Here is a 23,728-nt window from a genome sequence, read left to right as displayed (position 1 = left end):
ACGCCCCACTCGAAACCCCACCCCCTACGAAAGACGGACACACCATGCGCATCGGAATCGACGTCGGAGGCACCAACACCGACGCCGCCCTCCTGGGGGACGACGACCGGATCATCGCGACCGCGAAGACCCCCACCACCTCCGACATCACCTCCGGTGTCACCGCGGCGATCCGGGCGCTCGACCCGCCGATGGACTCCGTCGACGCCGTCATGATCGGCACCACCCACTTCCTCAACGCCCTGATCGAGGGCGCCCGCCTCGCACCCGTCGCCGCCGTACGCCTCGGCCTGCCCGCGACGGCCGCTCTGCCGCCGATGACCGACTGGCCCGAGCGCCAGCGGGCGGCCGTCGGCGGACACGGCTATCTCTGCCACGGCGGACGGGAGTTCGACGGACGGCCGCTGTCGCCGCTCGACCCGGAGGAACTGAAGCGCACCGCCGCCGACATCGCCGCTCGCGGACTGACCTCGGTGGCCGTCTCGTCGGTGTTCTCCCCGGTCGCCGAGGACGACGAGCGCCGCGCCGCCGAGATCCTCGGCGCGGAGCTGGGACCCGGCGTCCACTTCTCGCTCTCGCACGAACTGGGCAGGGTCGGGCTGCTGGCCCGCGAGAACGCCACGATCATCAACGCTGCCCTGCGGGACCTGGCGACCGCGATCGTGGAGTCCTTCGCCAAGTCGCTCGCCGAGGTCTCGCTGACCGCCCCGTTCTTCCTGTCGCAGAACGACGGCACCCTGATGGACGTGGACTTCGCCCGCGCCTACCCGGTGGCGACCTTCGCCTCCGGGCCCACCAACTCGATGCGCGGCGCCGCGTTCCTCTCCGGTCTCGGCGACTGCGCGGTCGTGGACGTCGGCGGCACGACCGCGGACGTCGGCATACTGGCCGGCGGCTTCCCGCGCGAGGCGGCGGGCGAGAGCGAGGCCGCGGGCATCCGCACCAACTTCCGTATCCCCGACGTCCTCTCGCTCGGTATCGGCGGCGGATCCCTGGTGGCGGCCGACGGCGAGACGGGCCCCCGCTCGGTCGGCTTCCGGCTCACCGAGGAGGCGCTCGTCTTCGGCGGCAGCACCCTGACGGCGACCGATCTCGCGGTCGCGGCGGGCCGCGCCGACATCGGCGACCGCTCGCGAGTCGCCCATCTGGACCGCGAGTTCACCGCCCGCGCCCTCGACCGGATCGCGGAGCGGCTGGCCGAGACCGTCGACCGGATGCGCACCTCGGCGGGCCCGCTGCCGGTCGTCGCGGTGGGCGGCGGCAGCGTGCTGGTGCCCTCGGCGCTGCCCGGCTTCGACGATGTGCGCCGCCCCCGCCACTTCGACGTCGCCAACGCGGTGGGCGCCGCCATCGCCCAGGTCGGCGGAGAGGTGGACCGGGTCTTCCAGGTCCCCGAGGGGCGTCGCGACTCCGTACTCGCCGAGGCCCGCGAGGAGGCCGTGGCGCGGGCCGAGAGCGCGGGCGCCAGGCCCGGCACGGTCCGCATCGTCGACGTGGAGGAGGTGCCGCTCGCCTATCTGCCGGGCGGCGCGACCCGCATCCGGGTCAAGGCGGTCGGGGACCTCGACCTGAACGGCATCGGCAGCACCCGCGCCCCGGCCGGGGCGCGCGACACCCATGGAGCAGCGTCACATGCGTGAGATCAACCTCGACAACCTGGACGACATCGCGCGCGGCGCGGGCATCCTCGGCACCGGCGGGGGCGGCGACCCGTACATCGGCAAGCTGCTGGCCCGGGAGGCCATCCGCGCGTACGGCCCGGTCCGGCTCGTCGCCTTCGACGAGGTGCCGGCCGACGCGACCGTCGTACCCGTCTCGGGCATGGGCGCGCCGACGGTGCTGCTGGAACGCGTCCCGGCCGGCGGCGAGGAAGTCGCGGCGCTGCGTGCCCTGGAGAAGCACATCGGCCGCCCCGCCACCCACATCGCACCGATCGAGGTCGGCGGCGTCAACTCCATGCTGCCCATCGCCTGCGCCGCGCAGGCGGGGCTGCCGCTGGTCGACGGCGATGCCATGGGCCGCGCGTTTCCCGAGGCGCAGATGGTGCTGCCCGGCCTGATCGGAGTGGCCAACACGCCGATGGCGCTCGCCGACGACAAGGGCAACAGCATCATCGTCGACGCCGTCTCCAACCACGCCGCCGAGCGCATCGCCCGAGCCGTCTGCGTGGAGCTCGGCTGTCAGATCTCCAGCGCCGACACCGTGATGCGGGGGGATCAGCTCGCCGACGGTCTCGTCCCGGCCACGATGACGCTCGCCGAACGTCTCGGCGCGGCCGTCCGTGAGGCGCGCGCGGCGCACACCGACCCGGTGGACGCGGCCCGTGCCATGCTGTCCGGCACCCATCTGCTGACCGGCAAGGTCGTCGACGTCAGCCGCCGCACCCAGGGCGGTTTCGCCCGCGGCGGCGCTCGCATCGAGGGCATCGGCGACGACGCGGGCCGGGTCCTGGAACTCGGTTTCCAGAACGAGCACCTGCTCGCCACCCGCGACGGCGAGACGGTCGCCACCACGCCCGACCTCATCTGTGTGCTGGACACCGACACCGGTGACCCGGTGACGACGGAGGGCCTGCGCTACGGCCTGCGTGTCAGTGTCCTCGCGGCCCCCTGTGACCCGCGCTGGACCACCCCGGGCGGTCTGGCCCTCGCCGGGCCGAGGTACTTCGGGTACGACGTGGACTACCTCCCGTTCCGGCAGGCCTGACCACCCACGGACCCGGGCGTCGGACCGGTGCCGCCGCTCCCGTCCGCCGACGGCCGGTCCGCTTCACGCGGACCGGCCGGGGCGCCTTGTCTCAGACCGTCTTCCTGCCGGTCTTCATCGACGCGCCCACGCAGACCAGACCCAGCAGCACGGTCAGTCCGCCGATGATGACGTTGTTGAGGATGACGCTGAGGCCCGGGCCGCTGCCGACGACCCACGTCGAGGCGATGATCCAGGCACCGATCGCGCAGATGGCCCAGCTCAGGCCGTACATCCGCTCCGGCATGACGGTGAACCCGAGGCCCAGCGCCGCGATCGCGATGCCCATGATCAGGTTGTGCGCCACGAGTGTGGGCTGAGTTGTCGTGAAGTGGAGCACCCAGGGCGAGATGGCGCAGTACAGACCGATGAGGAACACCGGTGCGTCCACGAGGGCCACGTCACGGCCACCGAGCATTCGGGCGTAGCGGTCGCGCATTTCGGAAACATCGGGGTGACTGGCCATGTCACGGCCGGTGTGCGAGAGGTTCGACATGGGGTTCGTCTCCTTCGCTCGTGCAGACCCGGCTTCCGTTCTGTGCGCTGAGCGGCCTGCATGTCCATTCTGCGCTTATCTCACCCTTATGTGTAGATTCAAGGCGTGCGGATGTCCGTCGAATCCGCAACGGGCGGGCCCGCGTCCAGCCGTCGGGCGAGGGTCGCCAGATCGGCGGTCCGCAGCACGCGGTCCCCGTGTCCCGGCAGCGGTACATGCAGGGGCCCGGTCCAGCACTGCGGAATCGCGGCGAAGCCGCACACCGCCCCCGCCAGGCCACCGGTCACCGCCGCGACCGTGTCCGTGTCACCACCGACGTCGACCGCCACGGCCAGGGCGTTCTCGAATGAGGCGGCCGTCGCGACCGGGTCCTCGGCCAAGTGACAGTTCTGGGGCGTGGTGAGCCGTGCTCCGAGGAGCGGTCCATGCGATCGGCGTGTGCCCCGGCTCAGGGCACGTCGACCACCACCGAGTGCCAGCCGGTCGCACCATTGGGTACGGTGCCGACGCGGTCGCCGGTCTGGGTGGCGCCGGTCCCGTCGGTGGCGCGGACCTCCAGGGTGTGCCGGCCGGAGGTGGCGGGCCACTCCCACACCCACTGACGCCAGGTGTCACGGCTGTCCGCGGCGGCCAGCCGGGCCGTGTGCCAGTCCCCGCCGTCCACCCGGACCTCGACCCGGGAGATGCCCCGGTGCTGGGCCCAGGCGACCCCGGCCACCGGCACGATGCCGGCCTTCGGGGAGGCGAACGGGCGGGGGGTGTCGATCCGTGACTCGGTCTTGATCGGTGCCTGCTGCGACCAGGACTGTTCGACCCAGTAGGCGTCGTAGGCGGCGAACGTGGTGAGCTCGATGTCCTTGATCCACTTGCAGGCCGACACGTATCCGTAGAGGCCGGGAACGATCATCCGGACCGGAAAGCCGTGCTCGAAGGGCAACGGCTCGCCGTTCATGCCGAGAGCGAGCATCGCGTCGCGCCCGTCCATCACCGTCTCGACCGGTGTGCCGATCGTCATGCCGTCGACGGAACGCGCCACGATCTGGTCGGCCGGACCGCCCTTCGACGGGGGGCGCACGCCGGCCTCGCGCAACAGATCGGCCAGCCGTACACCGATCCACCGGGCGTTGCCGACCAAGGGTCCGCCGACTTCGTTGGACACACACGCGAGCGTGACGTCCCGCTCGATGATCTCGCGGCGCAGCACATCCTGGAAACCGATCTCCACCGGCCGCGCGACACCCTTTCCGTGGATCCTCAGACGCCATTCGCCGGCGTCGACCTGGGGTACGACCAGAGCGGTGTCCACCCGGTAGAAGTCCTTGTTGGGGGTGATGAAGGAGCTCAGCCCCCGGATCCTGAGATCGGCGCCCGGCGGGATGGCCGGTGCGGCGGAATCGGGTACCGGGAGGACCAGGTTGTGACGTGAGGCGGCGGCCCCGGCCTGGACGGATGACGTGAGCCGCCGTCCCAGGAGTCCCGCGCCCGCCGAGGCCGCCGCCGCCGCGGTCGCCGCGACCACGAAGCCGCGCCGGTCGAAGGTGCCTTGCGGTTCCGCGTCCCTCTCCCCAGCCGCGGGAGAGGGACGCGGAACCGGGGCGAGCCGTCCGACCAGGAGATACAGCACGCCTGCGGCCACCAGGGCACCCACCACCGAGGGCAGGGCGTCGGCCGGTGCGCCTTCCGGACGTCCCACCGCCGACACCGCCCCGACCAGACCGAAGACCAGGACGGCGGCGGAACCGAGCCGAGCGTGCCGCAGCGCCAGCATTCCGATTCCTGCGGCGAACAACGCCAGGAGGACCAGAATGCCGAGCTGGAGCACCAGCTTGTCGTCGGTGCCGAAGTTCCTCACGGCGAAGTCCTTCACGGCCGGGGGAGTGCGGTCGATCACCGCACCGCCCACCGCCGTGACCGGTCCTGCCTCGGGACGTACGACAGCCGCGACCAGTTCGGCGACGGCCAGGGCGCAGAACCCGGCGATCAGGCCGCTGAGCGCGGCGAGAGCTGCGCGTGCCCGGCGGGACCGCCCGGACCGTGCGGCCACGGCCTGCTGCGAATCGTCTCGGTCTTCACTCACGACCGGGATTCGTCGCCGGAAGCCGGACGGATTGGTTCATCACCCGAATGGGTGTGAGTTCCTTGGACCACGGAATGCTCACGATCGGCGGACCCCTGGCGTGGCGGACCGTCACCGGGGACGACACCACCGAGCCGTTCGGAACGGGCGTCATCCGGGTTCGTTCCCCTGCCGCCCTGTCAGTCCAGGCCCCGCGCCCGTTCGAACCGGGCGCGTGCCTCCGCGAGGTCGATGAGCGGATCCGGGTAGTCGATCGCGGACCGGCGCGGACCGGTCAGTTTCCACGGCTCATGGATCTCGCCGTCCGCCACCTCGGCGAGCTCCGGCACCCAGCGGCGCACTTAGGCCCCGCTCGGATCGAACCGCTTGCCCTGGACCACCGGGTTCAGGATCCGGTTGGGGCGGGTGTCGGTGCCGGTACCGGCCATCCACTGCCAGTTGAGCTGGTTGTTTGCCGGGTCCCCGTCGACCAGCAGGTCCAGGAAGTGCCGGGCACCGACCCGCCAGTCCACGTACAGCGTCTTGGTGAGGAAGCTCGCCACCAGCATGCGCCCCCGGTTGTGCATCCAGCCCTGGTGCGCCAGCTGCCGCATCGCCGCGTCGACCACCGGGTAGCCGGTGCGTCCCGTGCGCCAGGCCTCGATCTCGTCCACGTCGGACCGCCAACGGTCGTGCCGTGGACGGTAGTCGTCCCAGGCGGCGTCCGGCCGGGCGGCGAGCACCTGGTGATGGAAGTCCCGCCACGCCAGCTGCCGCACGAACGCGTCGGCGCCCGGCCCGCCCCGCTGTCGCGCCCGGTCGATCACTTCCACCGCCGAGAGAGTGCCGAAGTGGAGATGGGGGGAGAGCCTGGAGGTCGCGTCGCCGGCCAGATCGTCGTGGCCGCTCTCGTAGTCGGCCACGGGGCCGTTCAGCCAGGACGACAGCAGCCGACGTCCGGCCCTCTCGCCGCCCCTGGCGAGCCCGGGGGAGACCCCGGCCACCCCGCCAGCGATGTGCAGGTTGCGCGCGCCGGTCTCCATGACCACGGCGAGGACGCCGGCCACGGCCTCCGCGTCGCGGACGATCAGCCGGCCACCGCGCCGGCGCAGCTCCGCGTCGAGATCGGCCAGACAGTCGGCGAGGAACGCCCGCCGGTTCGGTGCGTCGAAGCCGGTCCGGCGAATGCAGGCGTCCCGTACGAAGAGGGGGACGACACGATCCGCGTCGCGCAGCGCGGCGTGCAGTACGGGGTTGTCGTGCAGCCGTAGATCCGAGGTGAACAGTGCCACCGAGACGTTCATGGTCGAGCACCTCTCAGCGAAGGGTGGGTCAGGCGGCCGGGAAGGTCAGCAGGGCCACCGGCGCAGATGTCGGTCGGGCGGACCCGCCGGCCGGTTCCACGGTGATGCCTATGCCGGAGGCCAGGTCGACAGGGCCGTCCAGCAGCGTCGCGTACTGCGTCGTCGAGGTGTTCGCCGCGTTCATGAGGCCCGCGGAACGCATGGTGCCCGCGTCGTCGAACCACAGCTGGTACACCTTGCCGACGGGTGGTTCCCGCATGCCCGACGCCAGGAAGACGGCGCGGTTCTCCTTCTCCGAAACGATCACGGTGCCCCTCGCCCCGCCCGCGAGCGTGCGGGACCCGGCACGGGCGTCCGGTGCTGCCAGGACTTGGGTCAGCTGCTCGTTCTGCCGTTGTGCGGCGCGGGCGTCCTGCCGGGCGCTGCGGGTCTCCTGATGCTGCCACACGGCGATCCCGCCGAATCCGGCGGCGGCCGCCAGACAGGCGGCGAGGGTGAACCTCGGCCACCGGCCCGTCCGGTTCGCGCTGCCCCGGTGTGCGACCGCCGGACGTCCGACGGTGACTCCTGCCGTACGGTCGCGATCTCCCGCAGCACCCGTTCGCGCAGGTCGCGAGGCGGGATTCCGGCCGCCGCGAGCCCGAGCCGGGTGGCGGTCCCGGACAGCTCCCGTACCTCGACGGCGCAGGCCCGGCAGTCGCCGAGATGCCGTTCGAACTCGTCGCGCTCGGCGTCCGGCAGCGCGTGCAGGGCATACGCCCCCGTCAGCGTGTGCAGTTCGGCGTTGCTCATGTGCTCACCCCGAGGCAGTCGCGCAGCCGGATCAGTCCGTCGCGCAGGCGTGTCTTGATCGTCCCGAGCGGTACGGAGAGCAACTCCGACACCTCGCGATACGTCAGCCCCCGGTAGTACGCGAGGGTCACGGACTGTCGTTGCAGTTCGGAGAGGGTCCGCATGCAGCGGCGGACCTGCTCGCGCTCCAGCCGGCTCTCGACCTGCTCGGTGACCTCGTCGAAGGCGGGCGTGCGGTCCAGCAGTGCGGCCCTGTGCTCGCGGGCCGCCGACGCCTCGGCCGAGCGCACCCGGTCCACGGCCCGGCGATGGGCCAGGGTCAGCACCCAGCTCATCGCGCTGCCGCGGGCGGCCCGGAACCGAGGGGCTGTGCGCCACACCTCGACCAGCACCTCCTGCGCGACCTCCTCCGACTGGGCGGGATCGCGCAGCACGCTCCGCACCAGTCCGAGGACCGGCCCGCTGACCTCGTCGTACACCTCGGCGAAGGCGTCCTGGTCCCCTCGGGCGACCATCCCCAGAAGCTCCTGGAGATCGGGCCCCGCCGAGGGCGCGGCGCCGATGTACACGGCTTCTTTCACGCGGGTTTCCTCCCTGATCGCGCGTCTGCTCTCCGGGTGATCCGGAGCCGACGGCGGCGCGGATTGGTTTGCGCGAAATCCTTCCACGCCGGGCTCATTTCGCGATACATCGTGGTTGACGCGTCCGGGTGAACGCGATATGTTCGCTCACGAGTATTCGACGACGAGGTCAAGGGCGGTGAGGGGCGGGTGGCCAGGCGGCGCAAGCTCAGCAATCCACTGGCGCTCACGGTCATGGTGCTGCTCGCCGAGCGCTCCATGCACCCGTACGAGATCGCCCAGACGCTGCGCCGACGCGGCAAGGAACACAGCGTCAAGATCAATTTCGGCTCGCTGTACACCGTCGTCCAGAACCTGGAGAAGCACGGTTACGTCGAGGTCGCGGGCGTCCAACGGCAGGGCAACCGCCCCGAGCGCACGCTCTACGGGATCACCGAGGCCGGGCGGGCGGAGATGCTCGACTGGCTCTCCGATCTGCTCGCCGTACCGGCCGCCGAGTATCCGGTCTTCGAGACGGCGCTCTCACTTCTTCCGGTGCTGCCGCCCAAGGACGTGGCGGAGTTGATGGAGACCAGACAGGCGGCGCTGGCGGTCCATGCCGCGGCGCTCCGGGGAGTGCTGGGTCAACTGGGGGAGGAGCTGCCCCGCGTCTTCGTCGTCGAGACCGAGTACCAGCTCCACATGATCGACGCCCAGCTGGAGTGGATCAAGAACTTCCACACGGAACTCACCGAGTGCACGATCGGTGGCATCGATGAGTGGAAGTCCTTCCACGAAACCGGTGAAGTCCCGCAGAACTGGCAGGACCTGGACGAGCAGGAAATCGTCCTGGACCCGGAGCGGAAGGCCTGACACAGGACCGAAGAAAGAGAAAGACCCCGGTGGAAGCTGTTGGAGCAGCGACCGCCGGGGTCTCGAACCCCGGACCGGCCACGCCGTGAAGGCGAGCCGGGCGATCGAGGTGCGGCACACCCAGGATAGCCCGGCGCTCTTCACGCGGATCGGCTCGGCATGCCCGAGTGCTCGGTGCTCCCGAGCACCCCGCTGACCACAGGAGAGCTCTGTCATGAGCACCCGTGCGCCCGCAGTGGCGGCGCGACACCTGATCAAAACCTATCCGGGCGAGGTCACCGCACTGGCCGGCATGGACCTCGACGTCGATGCCGGTACGATCTTCGGACTCCTCGGCCCCAACGGTGCCGGGAAGTCCACCACCGTCAAGATCCTCACCACCCTGGCCCGTCCCGACTCGGGCACCGCGAGCGTCGCCGGACATGACGTGCTGCGCCAACCCGACCGGGTCCGCCGCGCGATCGGAGTCGTCGCCCAGAAGTCCGGCGCCGACCCGGTCGCCACCGGCCGCGAGAACCTCCTGCTCCAGGGCAGGCTCTACGGAATGCGGGGCGCCGCCGTCCAGCGCCGCGCTGACGAACTGCTGGACCGCTTCGTTCTCGCCGACTCCGCGAACCGCCAGGTCAAGGGGTACTCCGGCGGTATGCAGCGACGCCTCGACGTGGCGCTCGGCCTGGTCCACCGCCCCGAGGTGCTCTTCCTCGACGAACCCACCACCGGACTCGACCCCGAGGCCCGCACGGCCATGTGGGACGAGATCTCCCGGCTGGCCGGCGACGAGGGGCTGACCATCGTCCTCACGACGCACTATCTGGAGGAGGCCGACCGGCTCGCCGAACGCATCGCGATCGTCGACCGCGGCCGGGTCGTCGTCCAGGGGACCCCCGACGGCCTCAAGGGTGAACTCCGGGGCGACGCCGTCCACCTGGAGCTGCGCGCGGACGGCGACACGAGGGCGGTCGACGCCGCGCTCACCGGACTGCCCGGGGTGTACGAGGTGCTGGTCGACGGCCGACGCGTGAGCGTCCGTGCCGAGGACGGTGCCGCGGCGGTCCCCGTCCTGCTCGCCGCCCTGGAGCGGGCCGGGGCGGCGGTCGCCGCCGCCACCGTGGCCCGCCCCTCCCTCGACGACGTCTATCTGCGCTACGCCGGACGCCGTTTCTCCGAGGCCGAAGCAGCAGACGCCCGGCAGGTCCCTGCCCTCACCCCCGCAGGAGGCACCCGATGAACAGCCAAGTTCTCGCCCAGACCTGGTACATGACTCAGCGTCAGCTCATGGCGATCATCCGGCAGCCGGTCTTCCTGGCGATCTCCCTGGTCCAGCCGGTGATCTGGCTGTTCCTGTTCGGCAACCTCTTCAGGAAGGTCGTCGAACTGGGCGGCTTCGGCACCACGTCCTATCTGGACTACCTGATCCCGGGCATCGTGGTGATGAGCGCTCTCGGATCCAGCATGTGGGCCGGCATGGGCACCCTGGAGGAGATCGAGCGGGGCACGCTCAACCGCTTCCTGACCACCCCGGTCAGCCGCAACGCGCTGATGAACGCCAATGTCGTGCAGAACGGCATCAGCACCGCCGTGCAGTCCGTCGTCATCGTGCTGCTCGGCCGGGCCGCCGGGGCCACCTACCCGGGCGGCGCGGGCGGGCTGCTGATCCTGGTCGTGGCGTCGATCCTGCTCGGTACGGTCTTCGGCGCGCTCTCCAACGCCCTGGGCATGCTGGTCCGCGAGCGTGAGTCGATCATCGGCATCAACACCTTTCTGCTGCTGCCGCTGACCTTCCTCTCCTCCTCCTTCATGGCCCCGAGCCAGATGCCGTCCTGGATGCGGCACATCGCCGACTTCAATCCGGTCAACTGGGCGATGGTCGCGGGCCGTTCGGCGCTGACCGCCGAGCCCGAATGGGGTGTGGTGCTCAGCCGCGGGGGAGCCCTCCTGGCGCTCGCCGTGGTGGCGGTCCGGCTGTCGACCCGCACCTTCCGCTCGTACCAGAAGTCCGTCTGACCCAAGCCCTATCGCGGCGACAGACGCCGGCCCGGTCCGGGATTCCGTTCCCGGACCGGGTCTTCGGCCGCAGCGCCGCCCGCAGCACGAGAAAGACCAGCAGCCCGAACGGCGACAGCAGGATCGTCAGCACCAGCAGTGGCCCCATCACCAGCGGAGAGATCCCCAGGCGGCGTCCTTCCAGGAACATCCACTGGCCCAGCAGTAGATCCCAGGCGATGACCTGCGCCCAGATCGCCCCCGCCCCGTTCGCCAGGGCCGTCAGATCGCGGAAGCTGTCGATGTCGGGGCTGCGCACCGCATCCCAGAGCTCGGGTAAGACGGGTACGGCCATGACCAGATAGAGGGCAAGCACCGGCAGGACGGTGAGCGGGGATGCGGCGATACGCGCTGTCGGGCGCCAGTCCGGCGCGAGGATCATGAGCAGCCAGAACGGGGCTGCCAGGAAGAACGCGATCTCGAAGAGTGCACCGGTCATGCCGCGAGCTCCTTGTCGGCGGAATCGGAGGCTGAATCTGAATCGGCCTTCTGTGGTACGGAAGTTGACCTCAGCGCCCCATAGCCGCAGACGGCGGTCGCCGCCACGATCAGGGCCGCGGCGACAAGCGTCGCACCGTCCGGGTGGATCAGCGGCTGACCGCGCAGCGCCTGCCAGGTGACCAGCGCGACGCCCGCCGTGTACGCGCCGGAGGCGACCAGCATCAACCGCAGCCGGACCCGCGGGTCGCGCAGCAGGGGGAAGCGCCGGGCCAGGGCGACCAGTGCGAGCAGGAAGAGCGGCAGCAGTTGGAGCGCGTGCATGCCGACGAAGTGCGGTATGCGCAGATCCCCGCCGGTCGTCGACCAGCCGGTGAGGGGCATCGACGGGCCGCCGTCCGGTACGCCGACGGAATGCGCGCCGATCACATCCGCGGTATCCAGGTTCCCGGCCGCCCGCTGCTCGGGCGTGGGCCGCGTCATCAGGAAGCCGAAGCCGGCACCCACCAGGGCGAGCAGCACGCCCGAGCGGATCGCCCAGGCGGCGGCACGGTCGGCGATGCGGGCATTATGAATAGTGGCACTTCCTGCTATCCGATAGTGGAACTATCTATGATGGGTCGGGGGTTGGCAAGCGCGAAAGGAAGAACACGCGGTGCGCATCGGCGAGTTGAGTCGCAGGTCCGGGGTTCCGGTACCGACGATCAAGTTCTATGTACGTGAAGGGCTGTTGCCCGCCGGGCAGTTGACCAGCCCGAACCAGGCGAGTTACGACTCCGGCCATGAGCGCAGACTGCGACTGATCCGTGCCCTGCTGGATGTCGGCGGGCTCTCGCTCGCGGCCATCGGCGATGTGCTCCGGGCGGTCGAGGACCCGGAACAGCCGGTGCACAAGGTGCTGGGCGTCGCGGCGAAGCGACTCACCCCGCTGCAGGGGGCCGAGCCGGGGCCCGAGCTGGACGACGCCCGCGAAGAGGTGGCGGAACTGCTGGAGCGGCGCGGCTGGCGGGCCGAGGCGCACGGTCCGGCCGGCGAGTGCCTGGCCGGGGTGATCGTCGCGCTGCGGCGGGCCGGGCACGGCGGGTTCGTCGAGCTGCTCGACGACTACGCGGCCGCCGCCGAACCGGTCGCACGGGCCGGCCTCGACTACGTGGGGCGCCGGGTGGCGCGCGAGGATCTGGTGGAGAGCGTGGTCGTCGGCACGGTGCTGGGGGAGGCGATGTTCAGCGCGCTGCGACGGCTCGCGCACGTGGACGCGTCCTCGCGCGCGTACGACGGCGAGGGGGGTCCGGGCGGCGACGGAGCGGCGGTGCGTGCCGCCGGTGGATGAGTCGGCGCCCAGGGAACACGTACGCCCCGGTCGGGGGCCGGGGCGTACGCGAGTGAGCGGGTGTTACGCCGCGTTCTCCTGCTCGCGCTCCACCTGTGCGTTCCACTCGCGCTTGACCGAGCGCCAGGCGTCGTCGTTCTGGCCGAGCCGCCAGTAGCCGGAGATCGACAGCTGGGGGAGCGGGATCCGGCGGTCCACGCGCAGATGGCGGCGGATCTCCTTCACGAAGCCCGCCTCGCCGTGGACGAACGCCTGGACCTCGCCCGCCGGGAACTCCAGCTCCTTCACCGCGGCCGTCAGCGCCTCGCCGACCGGGCGCTCCCCGCGGTGCAGCCAGGTCACCGCGACCCCGTCGGGCGTCACGATCTTCTGCTCCTCGGTCGCGTCCGACACCTCGACGAACGCGTGCACCACCGTGCCCGCCGGCATCTGCTCCAGGGCCGCGGCGATGGCCGGCAGGGCGCTCTCGTCGCCCGCCAGGAGGTGCCAGTCCGCCGACGCGTCCGGACCGTAGCCCCCGCCGGGGCCCAGGAAGGTCACCTGATCGCCCGGGGCCGCCCGCATCGCCCAGGGCCCGGCGAGACCCACGTCGCCGTGGACCACGAAGTCGATCGCCAGCTCCCGGGCGACCGGGTCCCAGGAGCGCACGGTGTAGGTGCGGGTGGTCGGCCACAGCTCGCGCGGCTGCTCCTCGCGGATGCGGGCCATGTCGAACGGGTGCGCGTAGTCCGCGCCCTCGGGCGCGAAGCAGAGCTTGACGTAATGGTCGGTGAACCCGGACAGCCCGAAGTCGGCGAGGCCGTCACCGCCGAGCACGACACGCACCATGTGCGGGGTGATCCGCTCGGTGCGCAGAACGCGGGCTCCCTGCGCCTTGGGTGCCTGCCGTGCCGGTCGTTCTGCCACGAGGATCTCCCTGTTCCGATTGCTTAGGCTTACCTAAGCTAGCACCTCATTCGCGCAGTGTGGAGCGAAGGCGTTCCAGCGCACCGCCCAGTCCCCACCGCTTCGCGAGGGCTTCGAGGGCGACGGGATCGCGTGGCTCGGTGGGAAGCGCGGGGTCGAACTCGGGCAGGGGTACGTCACCGGCGACGCGGACCACCTTCGGCGCGACGGACACGTAGTCCCGGGCCCCGTCGAGCCGCTTGCGCTGCGAGGGTGTCAGCTTGGCGGCCGGGTCGTCGACCGCCGCCATGATCCCGGCCAGGTCCCCGAACGCGTCCAGCAGCTTCGCCGCCGTCTTCTCGCCGATGCCCGGGACGCCCGGCAGGCCGTCGCTCGGATCGCCGCGCAGCAGGGCCAGTTCGGCGTAGCCGGAACCGTCCACCCTGTACTTCTCGCGCAGCCAGGCCTCGTCGGTCAGCTGGAGCGAGCCGACGCCCTTCAGCGGGTAGAGGACCCGCACCCCGCGGGCGTCGTCGACCAGCTGATAGAGGTCCCGGTCGCCGGTGACGATGTCCACGGGGCCCGTGGCCAGGCCGGCGAGTGTGCCGATCACATCGTCCGCCTCGTAGCCGGCGACGCCGACGCGGGCGATGCCGAGCGCGTCGAGCACCGCCTCGATGACCGGGACCTGCGGGGCCAGGGTGTCGGGGGTCTCCTCCTCGTCGGGCTGTCCCTCGGCCGTCTCCACCGCCACCCGGTGCGCCTTGTACGAGGGGATCAGCTCGACCCGCCAGTGCGGCCGCCAGTCCGCGTCCATGCAGGCGACCAGTTCGTCCGGCCGGTGGTCCTGCACCAGGCGCCCGATGAAGTCGAGCAGCCCGCGCACGGCGTTGACCGGAGTCCCGTCCGGAGCGCGTACCGAATCGGGAACCCCGAAGTAGGCGCGGTAGTAGAGGGAGGCGGTGTCGAGGAGCATCAGGCGTCGCGTCACACACCGATGATGCCGCACCCCACCGACAGCGGCCGTCCCGCACACCGGCGGGCGTCGAGGTCAAGAGGGGCGCGGCCCGATGGGAGCCATTTGTGTGTGACTCGGGTCACTCTTGTGTTTGGCTCGTGTAAGTGGGGGCAGGCGCGCAATCGGAGCGGATCACGTAGCAATTTCAACTAATGCACGTGCCATGCGGACCGAATCCGTGCCGCTCCACGGTCTGCCGGAGGGGGTGGCGGACCGTTTTCGGTTCAACGCGCGAGGTGTATGTGTCAAGGCTGCAAGCTGAGCACTTGTACAAAGTGTTCGGCAGACGACCCGATCAAGCCGTGCAGAAGCTCGAAAGCGGCGCCGACCGCGACGAGCTGCGCGCCGACGGAACGACCGCAGCGGTGATCGACGCCTCGTTCACCGTCGACCCGGGACAGATCTTCGTCGTGATGGGTCTGTCCGGGTCCGGGAAGTCCACGTTGCTGCGCATGCTCAACGGACTTCTGGATCCCACAGCCGGACGCGTGCTGTTCGACGGCCAGGACCTGACCGCCCTGAGCCCCGCCGAACTGCGCCACGTCCGGTCCTCCAAGATCAGCATGGTGTTCCAGCACTTCGCGCTCTTCCCCCACCGGAGCGTGCTGGAGAACGCCGCGTACGGACTCGAAGTGCAGGGCGTGCCGCGCGCCGAGCGCGAGAAGCGCGCCGCCGAGGCGCTGGAGCTGACCGGTCTGGCCGGCTGGGAGAAGTCCTGGCCGGACGAGCTGTCCGGCGGCATGCAGCAGCGCGTCGGCCTGGCCCGCGCCCTGGCCACCGACGCCGACCTGCTGCTGATGGACGAGTCCTTCAGCGCGCTCGACCCGCTGATCCGCCGTGACATGCAGGACCAGCTGCTCGAACTCCAGAAGCGCCTGAAGAAGACCATCGTCTTCATCACCCACGACCTCAACGAGGCCATGCGCCTCGGCGACCGGATCGCCGTGATGCGCGACGGGCGGATCGTCCAGCTCGGCACCGCCGAGGACATCCTCGTCACCCCGGCCAACGACTACGTCGCCTCCTTCACCCAGGACGTCGACCGCACCCGGGTGCTGACCGCGGGCGCCATCATGGCGGAGCCGCACACCGTCATGGGCACCGGCACGGACGACGGCGAGGAGATGCGGACCGCCGACGACGTCCTCAGGGCGGCCCCGGCCACCGTCACCGAGTCCACGCCGATCATCGAGCTCTTCACGCCCTGCTCGCAGAGCGGAGTCGCGGTCGCCGTGACCGATGCCGAGGGCAAGCTCGTCGGCGTCGTACCGCGGGCCCGGCTGCTCGCCGTCCTCGGCGAGCCGATGACCCCCACGGAGGTCCCCGAGGACGTCACGACCGCCGCGAAGAAGGTGGCCAGTGTTTAGGCTCCACCTGGGTGACTGGGTCGACTCCGCGGTCAACTGGCTGCAGACCCACCTGTCCTGGCTGTTCGACGCGATCAGCTCCGTCGTCAGCGGCATGTTCGACGGCATAGCCGCCGTGCTCTCCGCCCCCGCACCGCTGCTCTTCGCGGGCATCGTCGCCGTCATCGCCTGGTGGCTGCGCGGCCTGCTCGCGGGCGTGCTCGCCTTCGTCGGCTTCGCCGTCATCGACTCCGTCGAGCTGTGGGACGAAGCGATGGACACGCTCACGCTGGTCCTCGTCGCCACCATCATCGCGCTGGTGCTGGCCGTGCCGCTGGGCATCTGGGCGTCCCGCTCCAAGACCGTCAGCGCGGTGATCCGGCCGGTCCTGGACTTCATGCAGACCATGCCCGCCATGGTCTATCTGATCCCCGGCGTCATCTTCTTCGGGGTGGGCGTGGTGCCCGGCATCATCGCCACCATCATCTTCTCGCTGCCCCCGGGCGTCCGGATGACCGAGCTCGGCATCCGCCAGGTCGACGCAGATCTCGTCGAGGCGGCCGAGGCGTTCGGCACCACCCGGCGCAACACCCTGCTGCGGGTGCAGCTGCCGCTGGCCCTGCCCACGCTCATGGCGGGCATCAACCAGGTGATCATGCTGGGCCTGTCCATGGTGGTCATCGCCGGCATGGTCGGCGGCGGCGGCCTCGGCGGCGCCGTCTACCGCGCCATCGGCAATGTCGACGTCGGCCTCGGCTTCGAGGCGGGCATCTCCATCGTCATCGTGGCGATGTACCTGGACCGGATGACCAGTGCGCTCGGCCGCGAGGTCTCCCCGCTCGCCCGGCGCGCGCTCGCCAGGGCGCAGGCGATGGCCGGCGGGCTGAAGATCTGGAACCACCGCCCGCAGCCCGTCGTCGCGGTCGTCGGCATCGTCGTCCTCGCACTCGTCGCGGGCGGCATGGGCCTCTTCGGCTCCTCCCGCTCGGACAAGGCCACCGCCGCCGGTGCCTCGGACATCGGCGCGGGCAAGAAGATCAGCATGGGCTACATCCCGTGGGACGAGGGCATCGCCTCCACCTTCCTGTGGAAGGAGATGCTGGAGCGGCGCGGCTTCCAGGTCGACGTCAAGCAGTACGAGGCCGGTGCGCTCTACACCGGAATGGCCAACGGTCAGATCGACTTCGAGACCGACTCGTGGCTCCCGGTCACCCACGCCAGCTACTGGAAGAAGTACCACGACCGCCTGGAGGACATGGGCTCCTGGTACGGCCCCACCTCGCTGGAGCTGGCTGTCCCCTCGTACATGAAGGACGTCCGGTCGCTGGACGACCTCAAGGGCAAGGCCTCGCAGTTCAAGGGCCGGATCGTGGGCATCGAGCCGAGCGCCGGTGAGATGGGCCTGCTGAAGGACAAGATCCTGCCGGGTTACGGGCTGGACAAGGAGTACAAGGTCGTCGACGGCTCCACGCCGTCGATGCTGGCCGAGCTGAAGCGCGCCTACGCCAAGAAGGAACCGATCGTCGTCCCGCTCTGGTCGCCGCACTGGGCGTACAACCAGTTCGAACTGACGAAGCTCAAGGACCCCAAGAATCTCTGGGGCAAGGGCGACGGCATCCACACCCTGGCCCGCAAGGGCTTCTCGGCCGACAACCCCGAGGTCGGCACCTGGCTCAAGAACTTCAAGATGAGCGAGGACCAGCTCACCAGCCTGGAAGCGGAGATCCAGAAGGCCGGCTCCGGCAAGGAGCAGGAGGCCGTCCGCACCTGGCTGAAGGCCAACCCGGGCGTCGCCGACAAGTGGACCCCCGTCGCCAAGGCCGGTACGTCCAAGAGCGCGAACGGCAAGGACGAGCGCGACCGTGCCGTCGAGATGGCATGGTTCCCCTGGGAGGAGGACATCGCCGCCACGTATCTGTGGAAGGCGGTCCTGGAGGAGCGCGGCTACAAGATCAACCTCAAGCAGTTCGAGGTCGGCCCGATGTACACCGCGATGTCCCGCGGCCAGATCGATGTGCAGTTCGACGGCTGGCTCCCGTACACCCAGAAGAACTACTGGGAGAAGTACGGCTCCCGGCTGACCGACATCGGTTCCTGGTACGGCCCGACGTCGATCGAGATCGCGGTGCCCGACTACGTCAAGGACGTCACGTCGCTCGCCGACCTCAAGGGCAAGTCCTCGCAGTTCACGGGTCGGATCGTCGGCATCGAGCCGGGCACCGCCACGATGGAGAACCTCAAGAAGAACGTCCTGCCGGCCTACGGCCTGGACAAGGAGTACAAGGTCGTCGACTCCTCGACGCCCGGCATGCTCGCCGAGCTGAAGCGCGCGTACGCCAAGAAGGAGCCCATCGCGGTGCTGCTCTGGACGCCGCACTGGGCGTACAACGAGTTCGGCATGACCAAGCTGAAGGACCCGAAGAAGGCCTTCGGTGACGGGGACCGGCTGCACACCATCGCCAGCGAGAACTTCCCGAAGCAGTACCCACAGCTGACGAAGTGGTTCAAGAACTTCAAGCTGAGCGAGGACCAGCTCGCCGGCCTGGAGAACGAGATCCAGAAGCGCGGCACGGGCCATGAGGAGGAAGCCGTGAAGGCCTGGATGGGGAAGAACCCGGGCATCGCGGACAAGATGGCTCCGCAGTAGGGCCTGGAGCACCGGAAAGGGGTGGGCGCCGCCGTCGGCGGGCCCACCCCTTCGGGCTGTCCGGACGCTCGTGAACCGGCCGACCTTGCGCAACCGTGTGCGTAATGTGCCCGCAGCCGGAAGGATGACGAGTCGGGAGGGAGCCGGACATGGACGACAAGGAAGCACTCCGCGTGGGCGCCGCGGTCCGCCGACGGCGCAGATCCCTGGGGCTCACCCTGGCCGCGGTCGCCGGACGCAGCGGTCTGTCCGTGCCGTTCCTCAGCCAGATCGAGAACGAGCGGGCCAGGCCCAGCGCCCGGTCCCTGGACCGGGTCGCCGAAGCCCTGGAGACCACCACGGCACGACTGCGCGCCGCCGCGGACTCGGCGCGCGCCGTCGACGTCGTACGGGCGGGCGAGGGCGACGGGGTACGCAGGGTGGTGCGCGGACGCCATCAGCTCAGCGCCCTGGAGTTCACCGGCGAACTCGACCTCGGGCGCGAGTTCCAGCACCGCAACGACGAGGTGATGTACGTGGTGCGGGGTGCGGCGGAGGTGGAGGCGGAGGGGCAGGCGCACCGGCTGGAGGAGGGCGACACGCTGTTCCTGTCCGGCGGGGTGCGGCACCGCTGGCGGGCCACGATGCCCGGTACGCGGCTGCTGGTCGTCGCGGTCGCCGAGCACATCGACGCCACTTTCGAGCCACGTCGCTGAGAGAGGAGCAGTCGCCGTGCGAGTCGTCTCCCTGGTCCCCTCACTCACCGAGGCCGTCGCCGTCTCCGCCCCCGGCCTGCTGGTCGGCGTCACCGACTGGTGCACCCACCCGCCGGGCCTGACCGCCGCCCGGATCGGTGGCACCAAGAACCCCGACGTGCCCGCCGTCGTGGCGCTCCGGCCCGATCTCGTCGTCGCCAATGAGGAGGAGAACCGCGCGTCCGATCTCGCGGCGCTCGGGGACGCCGGTATCGAGGTGCTCGTCACCGGCGTCCGCACCCTGGACCAGGCCTTCGAGGAACTGGAAAGGGTCCTGGTCACCGCCTGCGGACAGGCCAGGCCGCGCTGGCTGGACGAGGCCGAGGCCGCCTGGGCCGCGCTCCCGACGCCCCGTGCCCCGCGCCGTGCGGTCGTGCCCGTCTGGCGCAGGCCCTGGATGGTGCTGGGCCGTGACACCTTCGCCGGGGACCTGCTGGCCAGGCTCGGTGTCGAGAACGTCTATGCGGACCACGCCGAGCGCTATCCCCGCATCCCGCTCGACGCGCTCAACACGGCGGGTGCCGATCTGGTCGTCCTGCCCGACGAGCCGTACCGCTTCACCGCGGAGGACGGGCCCGAGGCGTTTCCCGCACTGCCCGCCGTACTCGTCGACGGGCGATTCCTCACGTGGTACGGGCCGTCGCTGGTGCAGGCGCCTTCGGCGCTGCGAGCAGCGCTCCGCTGAACAGTCCGCGCAACGTCCGGAGCCCGGCCACCGCCCATGCCGTCACCAGCAGCACGTACAGGGCGACGGCCAGCCAGGTGTACGCCGTGAGTCCGGTGTGCCGGGCCAGCCCCGCGGCGCCGGTGACACACGTACCGACCGGAAAGGTGAAGCCCCACCACGTCATGCTGAAGGTCATGCCGTTCCGTGCGGCCCGCACCACCAGCGCGACGGCCAGTGCCAGCCACAGCAGCGCGAAACCCATCACCGGAACCCCGTACAGCACGGCGAACACCCCGAGGCCCGAGGCGTAGGGCGCCCCGATCGCCCCCGGCGCCACGTCGGCGAGCTGATTGACCGCGGTCGTCGACTGCCCCAGCGGACCGAGGACCAGGAACAGCGTGGGCGTCAGCGCGAGGGGCAGCGGGCCCTGGTGGACGAGGCGGGCGAAGACGAGCGGCAGCATCACCAGCGTGGCCAGCAGGCTCAGCCCGAACATCGCGTAGCAGGCCAGCAGCATCGCCTCCCGCCACTGCCCGGCGGGCAGCTCCGGCACCAGCAGCGGGCCGAGTGCCGCGGAGACCATCGGCGCGACCACCGGCAGCAGCCACACCGGTGACGCGGTGCCGGGCTCGACCCGGTGGCGCACGACCATCAGATACGGAATCGCGACAGCGGAGGCCAGCCCGACGATCGTGCCCGCCGTGTACAGCACGACATCGAGCGCCAGGGCCGCCGGATGCCCGATGACGTCCCGGCCGACCACCATCGTCGAGCCGCCGACCGCCAGCAGCGCCATCGCGAGACAGCCGTAGAACGGGGCGACGGCCGGGTCGAGCAGATGGGTGCGGGCCTGGTCGCGATGGGCGATCCAGTGGCCGGTACGGGCCGTGAGCACGGCGACGAGCATGACCGTCGCGAGCGCCCACACCACCGTGCAGACACCCCGGAGCCCCGGGACGTGCACGGGCAAGGTGGCACCCGCGCTCGCGACGATGGCGGTGCCCATGACGGTCGCGTACCAGTTGGGGCCGATGTGCCGCAGGTGCGGGAGCCGTGGAGCGGGCGAGGGCGCATACGTGGCTGGGGACTGCTGAGTCTGCGGAAAGATGGCCATGCCACGATTTTCGGCGCGCGGGCCCGGCCCCGCCAGGGACCCCGTCTCTATGAGGTCATAAGCTGGCTTTATGTCCGGTGAACAACACATTCCGCTGGCGCACCGGGTCCCCGACCTCGGCGCGCTGGAGCTGCTCCTCGCCGTCGCCCGGCACGGGAGCCTGGGGCGCGCGGCACGGGACGTCGGCGTCACCCAGCCCGCGGCCAGCAGCCGCATCCGGTCGATGGAGCGGCAGCTCGGCCTGGCGTTGCTGGACCGTTCACCGCGCGGCTCCCGGCTCACCGACGCCGGCGCGCTGGTCACCGACTGGGCGCGCAGGATCGTCGAGGCGGCCGAGGCGTTCGACGCGGGAGCGCAGGCGCTGCGCGACCGGCGGGATTCCCGGCTGCGGGTCGCCGCCTCGATGACCATCGCCGAATACCTGCTGCCGGGCTGGCTGATAGCGCTGCGTGCCGAACGGCCGGACACCGCGGTCTCGCTGCTGGCCGGAAATTCGGCGGCGGTCGCGGGGCGGCTTCTCGTCGGTGAGGCCGACCTCGGTTTCGTGGAGGGCCTCTCCGTGCCGGAAGGGCTCGACGGCACGGTCATCGCCCACGACCGTCTCGTCGTGGTGGTGGCCCCGTCGCACCCGTGGGCCCGCCGTCGCACCGCCCTGACCCCGCAGGAACTGGCCGCGACCCCGCTGATCCTGCGCGAGCACGGCTCCGGCACCCGTCAGGTCCTCGACGCGGCCCTGGCCGTGCACGGCGGCCTCGCCCAGCCCCTGCTCGAACTCTCCTCGACCACCGCGGTGAAGGGGGCGGCGGAGAGCGGCGCGGGACCGTGCGTGCTGAGCGAACTGGCGCTGGGCGAGGAGCTGTCCGCCAGGCGGCTGGTCAAGATCCCGATCGCCGGAGTACGGCTCCGCCGCCAGCTCCGCGCGGTGTGGCCCTCGGGCCACCGCCCGACCGGCCCGGCCCGGGATCTGCTGTCGCTCACGGGCCGCGACCTGTAGCGGTCCGGACGAGGGGCTGACGACGGGCCCTGCGGCCGCGCGTTCTCAGGCCCCCGCCGTCCGCGGTGACGTGAGGTCCGCGAACGGCGTACGGGCCTGGACCGGCCGGGTCGTGGAGGCCGTCACCAGCGCCTGCGTCAGCCGTGGGTCGTCGCCCATCTCCGGATGCCACTGCACCCCGAGCACCCACTGCGCTCCCGGCAGTTCGACCGCCTCGATCGTGCCGTCCGTCGCGTGCGCGGAAGCCACCAGCCCCGGCGCGAGCCGCTCCACACACTGGTGGTGATAGGTGGGGACGTCGGTCTCCTCGGGCGCGATCGACGCGTAGCGGGTGTCCGGTACGGGGGTCACGGGGTGGGTGCCGAGGACCCCGGTCGCGCCCAGTGGGCCGGCGTGGCCGTCGAGGTGCTGGGTCAGGGTGCCGCCGAGCGCCACATTGAGCAGCTGCATACCGCGGCAGATGCCGAGCACCGGTGTGCCGGACTCCAGCGCGGCCCTGATCAGGGCCAGCTCCCAGACGTCGCGCTCCCGCGCCGGCGGGCCGGTCCGGAAGTCGCGCTCCGCGCCGTACCGTTCCGGTTCCACGTCGGCGCCGCCCGCGATCACGAGACCGTCCAGCCGGGCCACCGCGGCCGCCGCCCGGCCGGGGGCGTCCGGGGGGAGCAGCGCGGCGAGGCCGCCGGACCGCTGGACCATGCGCGGGTAGGCGGCCGGGAGGAGGGCGGCGGGCAGCTCCCAGACACCCCAGCGGGCCACCGGCTCCAGATAGGTGGAGACGCCGATGAGAGGTTCGGACACGGGATGTCCCTCCGGTCGGCCGCCTGTGCGGGCGGACTCGGTTCCATGATGTCAATGGTGGCAGAGAATACCTTTACGTTTCCGGGGGGCTGTACGGAATCGGCGGCGGTGGAATCGGTGTAGTACCGTGCCGCGGCTCAGGTCAGGAATCCGCGCAGCAACGCGGCCGTGCCCGCGCAGTGCTCGCGCATCACCGCACGTGCCGCCTCCGCGTCCCCGTCGAGAACCGCCTCGACCAGACTCGTGTGCTGATGCTGTGAATGCTCCAGGTTCCGCACGAGCAGCGGTATGCAGTCCAGCAGGTCGTTGAGCGTGGCCCGGACGGCCGCGTACTGCGCCGTCAGCGTCCCGGAACCGGAGAGTTCGGCCAGGGTGAGATGGAACAGGGTGTCGAGCCTGCGGTACTCGGGCAGAGGTGCTTCGTGAGTCGCCGTCAGAGCCGTACGCAGCCGGTCCGCGCCCTCGTCCGTCAGCCCCTGTGCGGCGCACAGCCCGGCGGCCCCGGCGTCCAGCACCTCGCGGAAGCGCAGCACGTCCTCGATGTCGACGGACTCCACCTTCCGGCGCAGCTCGTCCTCGCCCGGACTGCCGGTGCGGGGCAGCACGAACGTCCCGCCGTACCGCCCCCGCCTGCTCTCCACCAGGCCCTGGTCCTGCAGGACCTTCAGCACCTCGCGCAGCGTGACCCGGCTGATCCCCAGCAGCTCGGCCAGCTCGCGCTCGGCCGGCAGCCGCCCGCCGCCGGGCACCAGCCCGAGCCTGACCACCTGGAGGATCTGCTCCAGCGCCTCCTCGAAGCCGTTCCCCGCCCGGACGGGCCGCAGGACGGGCATCGGGCGGTCGGTGAACTCGCTTTCCTCGGCCACGTCCCGCATTCCCTTCACAATT

The 23,728-nt window shown here is 71.0% G+C and carries 20 protein-coding genes and 4 pseudogenes; 11 read left to right on the top strand and 13 right to left on the bottom strand.

Annotation, left to right across the window (positions count from 1 at the left end):
* Positions 1–44: 44 nt before the first annotated feature.
* Both ABZ826_RS08725 and ABZ826_RS08720 read left to right on the top strand, forming a co-directional pair.
* Positions 45–1,640 carry a hydantoinase/oxoprolinase family protein gene (locus tag ABZ826_RS08725; protein WP_361444297.1) on the top strand — a complete coding sequence of 532 codons (1,596 nt, stop codon included), beginning with the start codon at positions 45–47 and terminating at the stop codon, positions 1,638–1,640.
* Positions 1,633–2,706, top strand: coding sequence for a DUF917 domain-containing protein (locus tag ABZ826_RS08720; protein ID WP_361444294.1), 1,074 nt, complete (start codon positions 1,633–1,635; stop codon positions 2,704–2,706). The genes ABZ826_RS08725 and ABZ826_RS08720 overlap by 8 nt, the downstream gene beginning before the upstream one ends.
* Positions 2,707–2,797: 91 nt before the next feature.
* Here ABZ826_RS08720 and ABZ826_RS08715 read toward each other — a convergent pair whose 3' ends face one another.
* The 6 genes and pseudogenes from ABZ826_RS08715 to ABZ826_RS08690 form a co-directional block, all read right to left on the bottom strand.
* Positions 2,798–3,241: an SPW repeat protein gene (locus ABZ826_RS08715; protein WP_361444291.1), complete on the bottom strand. Its 444-nt coding sequence runs from the start codon at positions 3,239–3,241 to the stop codon at positions 2,798–2,800.
* Positions 3,242–3,339: 98 nt separating this feature from the next.
* Complete coding sequence (locus ABZ826_RS08710; RefSeq protein WP_361444403.1) at positions 3,340–3,693, bottom strand: ADP-ribosylglycohydrolase family protein; 354 nt, start codon at positions 3,691–3,693, stop codon at positions 3,340–3,342.
* The gene (locus ABZ826_RS08705) at positions 3,690–5,285 is read right to left on the bottom strand and encodes a molybdopterin-dependent oxidoreductase (protein WP_361444400.1); all 1,596 of its coding nucleotides are present in this window, start codon (positions 5,283–5,285) and stop codon (positions 3,690–3,692) included. Before ABZ826_RS08705 ends, ABZ826_RS08710 begins: the two co-directional genes overlap by 4 nt.
* Positions 5,286–5,497: 212 nt before the next feature.
* Positions 5,498–6,601, bottom strand: a pseudogene (locus ABZ826_RS08700) (deoxyribodipyrimidine photo-lyase).
* Between the two features lie 28 nt (positions 6,602–6,629).
* A pseudogene (locus ABZ826_RS08695) lies at positions 6,630–7,393 on the bottom strand (anti-sigma factor).
* The gene (locus tag ABZ826_RS08690) at positions 7,390–7,974 is read right to left on the bottom strand and encodes a sigma-70 family RNA polymerase sigma factor (RefSeq protein WP_361444288.1); all 585 of its coding nucleotides are present in this window, start codon (positions 7,972–7,974) and stop codon (positions 7,390–7,392) included. The pseudogene ABZ826_RS08695 and the gene ABZ826_RS08690 overlap by 4 nt, the downstream one beginning before the upstream one ends.
* Positions 7,975–8,163: 189 nt before the next feature.
* On the opposite strand from ABZ826_RS08690, the gene ABZ826_RS08685 reads away from it, so the two are divergent.
* The 3 genes from ABZ826_RS08685 to ABZ826_RS08675 all read left to right on the top strand — a co-directional run bounded on the left by ABZ826_RS08685 (position 8,164) and on the right by ABZ826_RS08675 (position 10,830).
* Positions 8,164–8,826, top strand: a complete 663-nt coding sequence (locus tag ABZ826_RS08685; RefSeq protein WP_361444285.1) for a PadR family transcriptional regulator — start codon at positions 8,164–8,166, stop codon at positions 8,824–8,826.
* Between the two features lie 214 nt (positions 8,827–9,040).
* Complete coding sequence (locus ABZ826_RS08680; RefSeq protein ID WP_361444282.1) at positions 9,041–10,054, top strand: ATP-binding cassette domain-containing protein; 1,014 nt, start codon at positions 9,041–9,043, stop codon at positions 10,052–10,054.
* The gene (locus tag ABZ826_RS08675; protein WP_361444279.1) at positions 10,051–10,830 is read left to right on the top strand and encodes an ABC transporter permease; all 780 of its coding nucleotides are present in this window, start codon (positions 10,051–10,053) and stop codon (positions 10,828–10,830) included. The genes ABZ826_RS08680 and ABZ826_RS08675 overlap by 4 nt, the downstream gene beginning before the upstream one ends.
* A 76-nt stretch (positions 10,831–10,906) precedes the next feature.
* Here ABZ826_RS08675 and ABZ826_RS08670 read toward each other — a convergent pair.
* Together ABZ826_RS08670 and ABZ826_RS08665 are read right to left on the bottom strand one after the other, a co-directional pair.
* A pseudogene (locus tag ABZ826_RS08670) lies at positions 10,907–11,308 on the bottom strand (ABA4-like family protein); the annotation flags it as partial.
* Positions 11,305–11,871 (bottom strand): annotated as a pseudogene (locus ABZ826_RS08665) (hypothetical protein); the annotation flags it as partial. The pseudogenes ABZ826_RS08665 and ABZ826_RS08670, both read right to left, overlap by 4 nt.
* A gap of 91 nt (positions 11,872–11,962) precedes the next feature.
* Here ABZ826_RS08665 and ABZ826_RS08660 point away from each other — a divergent pair.
* Positions 11,963–12,637: a MerR family transcriptional regulator gene (locus ABZ826_RS08660; RefSeq protein WP_361444276.1), complete on the top strand. Its 675-nt coding sequence runs from the start codon at positions 11,963–11,965 to the stop codon at positions 12,635–12,637.
* A gap of 63 nt (positions 12,638–12,700) precedes the next feature.
* Here the strand turns inward: ABZ826_RS08660 and ABZ826_RS08655 are convergent, their stop codons facing one another.
* Together ABZ826_RS08655 and ABZ826_RS08650 are read right to left on the bottom strand one after the other, a co-directional pair.
* Positions 12,701–13,543, bottom strand: coding sequence for a siderophore-interacting protein (locus tag ABZ826_RS08655; protein WP_361444273.1), 843 nt, complete (start codon positions 13,541–13,543; stop codon positions 12,701–12,703).
* A gap of 46 nt (positions 13,544–13,589) precedes the next feature.
* Positions 13,590–14,498, bottom strand: coding sequence for a 5'-3' exonuclease (locus tag ABZ826_RS08650; RefSeq protein WP_361444397.1), 909 nt, complete (start codon positions 14,496–14,498; stop codon positions 13,590–13,592).
* A 344-nt stretch (positions 14,499–14,842) separates the two neighbouring features.
* Between ABZ826_RS08650 and ABZ826_RS08645 the strand changes: the two genes are divergently transcribed.
* From ABZ826_RS08645 to ABZ826_RS08630, 4 genes are all read left to right on the top strand, one after another.
* Positions 14,843–15,907 carry a glycine betaine/L-proline ABC transporter ATP-binding protein gene (locus ABZ826_RS08645; RefSeq protein ID WP_361444270.1) on the top strand — a complete coding sequence of 355 codons (1,065 nt, stop codon included), beginning with the start codon at positions 14,843–14,845 and terminating at the stop codon, positions 15,905–15,907.
* Positions 15,900–18,533, top strand: a complete 2,634-nt coding sequence (locus ABZ826_RS08640; RefSeq protein ID WP_361444267.1) for an ABC transporter permease/substrate binding protein — start codon at positions 15,900–15,902, stop codon at positions 18,531–18,533. Before ABZ826_RS08645 ends, ABZ826_RS08640 begins: the two co-directional genes overlap by 8 nt.
* A 149-nt stretch (positions 18,534–18,682) precedes the next feature.
* Positions 18,683–19,228, top strand: coding sequence for an XRE family transcriptional regulator (locus tag ABZ826_RS08635; RefSeq protein WP_361444264.1), 546 nt, complete (start codon positions 18,683–18,685; stop codon positions 19,226–19,228).
* A gap of 16 nt (positions 19,229–19,244) precedes the next feature.
* Positions 19,245–19,952 carry a helical backbone metal receptor gene (locus ABZ826_RS08630; RefSeq protein ID WP_361444261.1) on the top strand — a complete coding sequence of 236 codons (708 nt, stop codon included), beginning with the start codon at positions 19,245–19,247 and terminating at the stop codon, positions 19,950–19,952.
* Here ABZ826_RS08630 and ABZ826_RS08625 read toward each other — a convergent pair.
* The gene (locus ABZ826_RS08625) at positions 19,891–21,048 is read right to left on the bottom strand and encodes a TDT family transporter (RefSeq protein WP_361444258.1); all 1,158 of its coding nucleotides are present in this window, start codon (positions 21,046–21,048) and stop codon (positions 19,891–19,893) included. The two genes, ABZ826_RS08630 and ABZ826_RS08625, sit on opposite strands and share 62 nt — an antisense overlap.
* Before the next feature lie 70 nt (positions 21,049–21,118).
* On the opposite strand from ABZ826_RS08625, the gene ABZ826_RS08620 reads away from it, so the two are divergent.
* Entirely contained in the window at positions 21,119–22,042 is a 924-nt protein-coding gene (locus ABZ826_RS08620; RefSeq protein ID WP_361444255.1) for a LysR family transcriptional regulator, read from the top strand.
* A gap of 45 nt (positions 22,043–22,087) precedes the next feature.
* Here the strand turns inward: ABZ826_RS08620 and ABZ826_RS08615 are convergent, their stop codons facing one another.
* Together ABZ826_RS08615 and ABZ826_RS08610 are read right to left on the bottom strand one after the other, a co-directional pair.
* Positions 22,088–22,840: a gamma-glutamyl-gamma-aminobutyrate hydrolase family protein gene (locus tag ABZ826_RS08615; RefSeq protein WP_361444252.1), complete on the bottom strand. Its 753-nt coding sequence runs from the start codon at positions 22,838–22,840 to the stop codon at positions 22,088–22,090.
* A 137-nt stretch (positions 22,841–22,977) separates the two neighbouring features.
* Positions 22,978–23,715 (bottom strand): FCD domain-containing protein, encoded by a 738-nt coding sequence (locus ABZ826_RS08610; protein ID WP_361444249.1) that lies wholly within the window; start codon positions 23,713–23,715, stop codon positions 22,978–22,980.
* Between the last annotated feature and the right edge of the window lie 13 nt (positions 23,716–23,728).

Origin of the sequence: Streptomyces sp. NPDC047515 (assembly GCF_040643055.1) — a bacterium.
Taxonomy (GTDB): domain Bacteria; phylum Actinomycetota; class Actinomycetes; order Streptomycetales; family Streptomycetaceae; genus Streptomyces.
Note: the sequence above shows the minus strand (reverse complement) of the source record. Positions and strands in the feature narration are given on the sequence as shown.

Excerpts from the sequence above, each read along its gene's own strand:
- ABZ826_RS08725 (WP_361444297.1), top strand. The coding sequence starts at position 45 with ATGCGCATCGGAATCGACGTCGGAGGCACCAACACCGACGCCGCCCTC.
- ABZ826_RS08720 (WP_361444294.1), top strand. The coding sequence starts at position 1,633 with ATGCGTGAGATCAACCTCGACAACCTGGACGACATCGCGCGCGGCGCG.
- ABZ826_RS08715 (WP_361444291.1), bottom strand. The coding sequence starts at position 3,241 with ATGTCGAACCTCTCGCACACCGGCCGTGACATGGCCAGTCACCCCGAT.
- ABZ826_RS08680 (WP_361444282.1), top strand. The coding sequence starts at position 9,041 with ATGAGCACCCGTGCGCCCGCAGTGGCGGCGCGACACCTGATCAAAACC.
- ABZ826_RS08675 (WP_361444279.1), top strand. The coding sequence starts at position 10,051 with ATGAACAGCCAAGTTCTCGCCCAGACCTGGTACATGACTCAGCGTCAG.
- ABZ826_RS08650 (WP_361444397.1), bottom strand. The coding sequence starts at position 14,498 with ATGCTCCTCGACACCGCCTCCCTCTACTACCGCGCCTACTTCGGGGTT.
- ABZ826_RS08635 (WP_361444264.1), top strand. The coding sequence starts at position 18,683 with ATGGACGACAAGGAAGCACTCCGCGTGGGCGCCGCGGTCCGCCGACGG.
- ABZ826_RS08625 (WP_361444258.1), bottom strand. The coding sequence starts at position 21,048 with ATGGCCATCTTTCCGCAGACTCAGCAGTCCCCAGCCACGTATGCGCCC.
- ABZ826_RS08620 (WP_361444255.1), top strand. The coding sequence starts at position 21,119 with ATGTCCGGTGAACAACACATTCCGCTGGCGCACCGGGTCCCCGACCTC.
- ABZ826_RS08610 (WP_361444249.1), bottom strand. The coding sequence starts at position 23,715 with ATGCGGGACGTGGCCGAGGAAAGCGAGTTCACCGACCGCCCGATGCCC.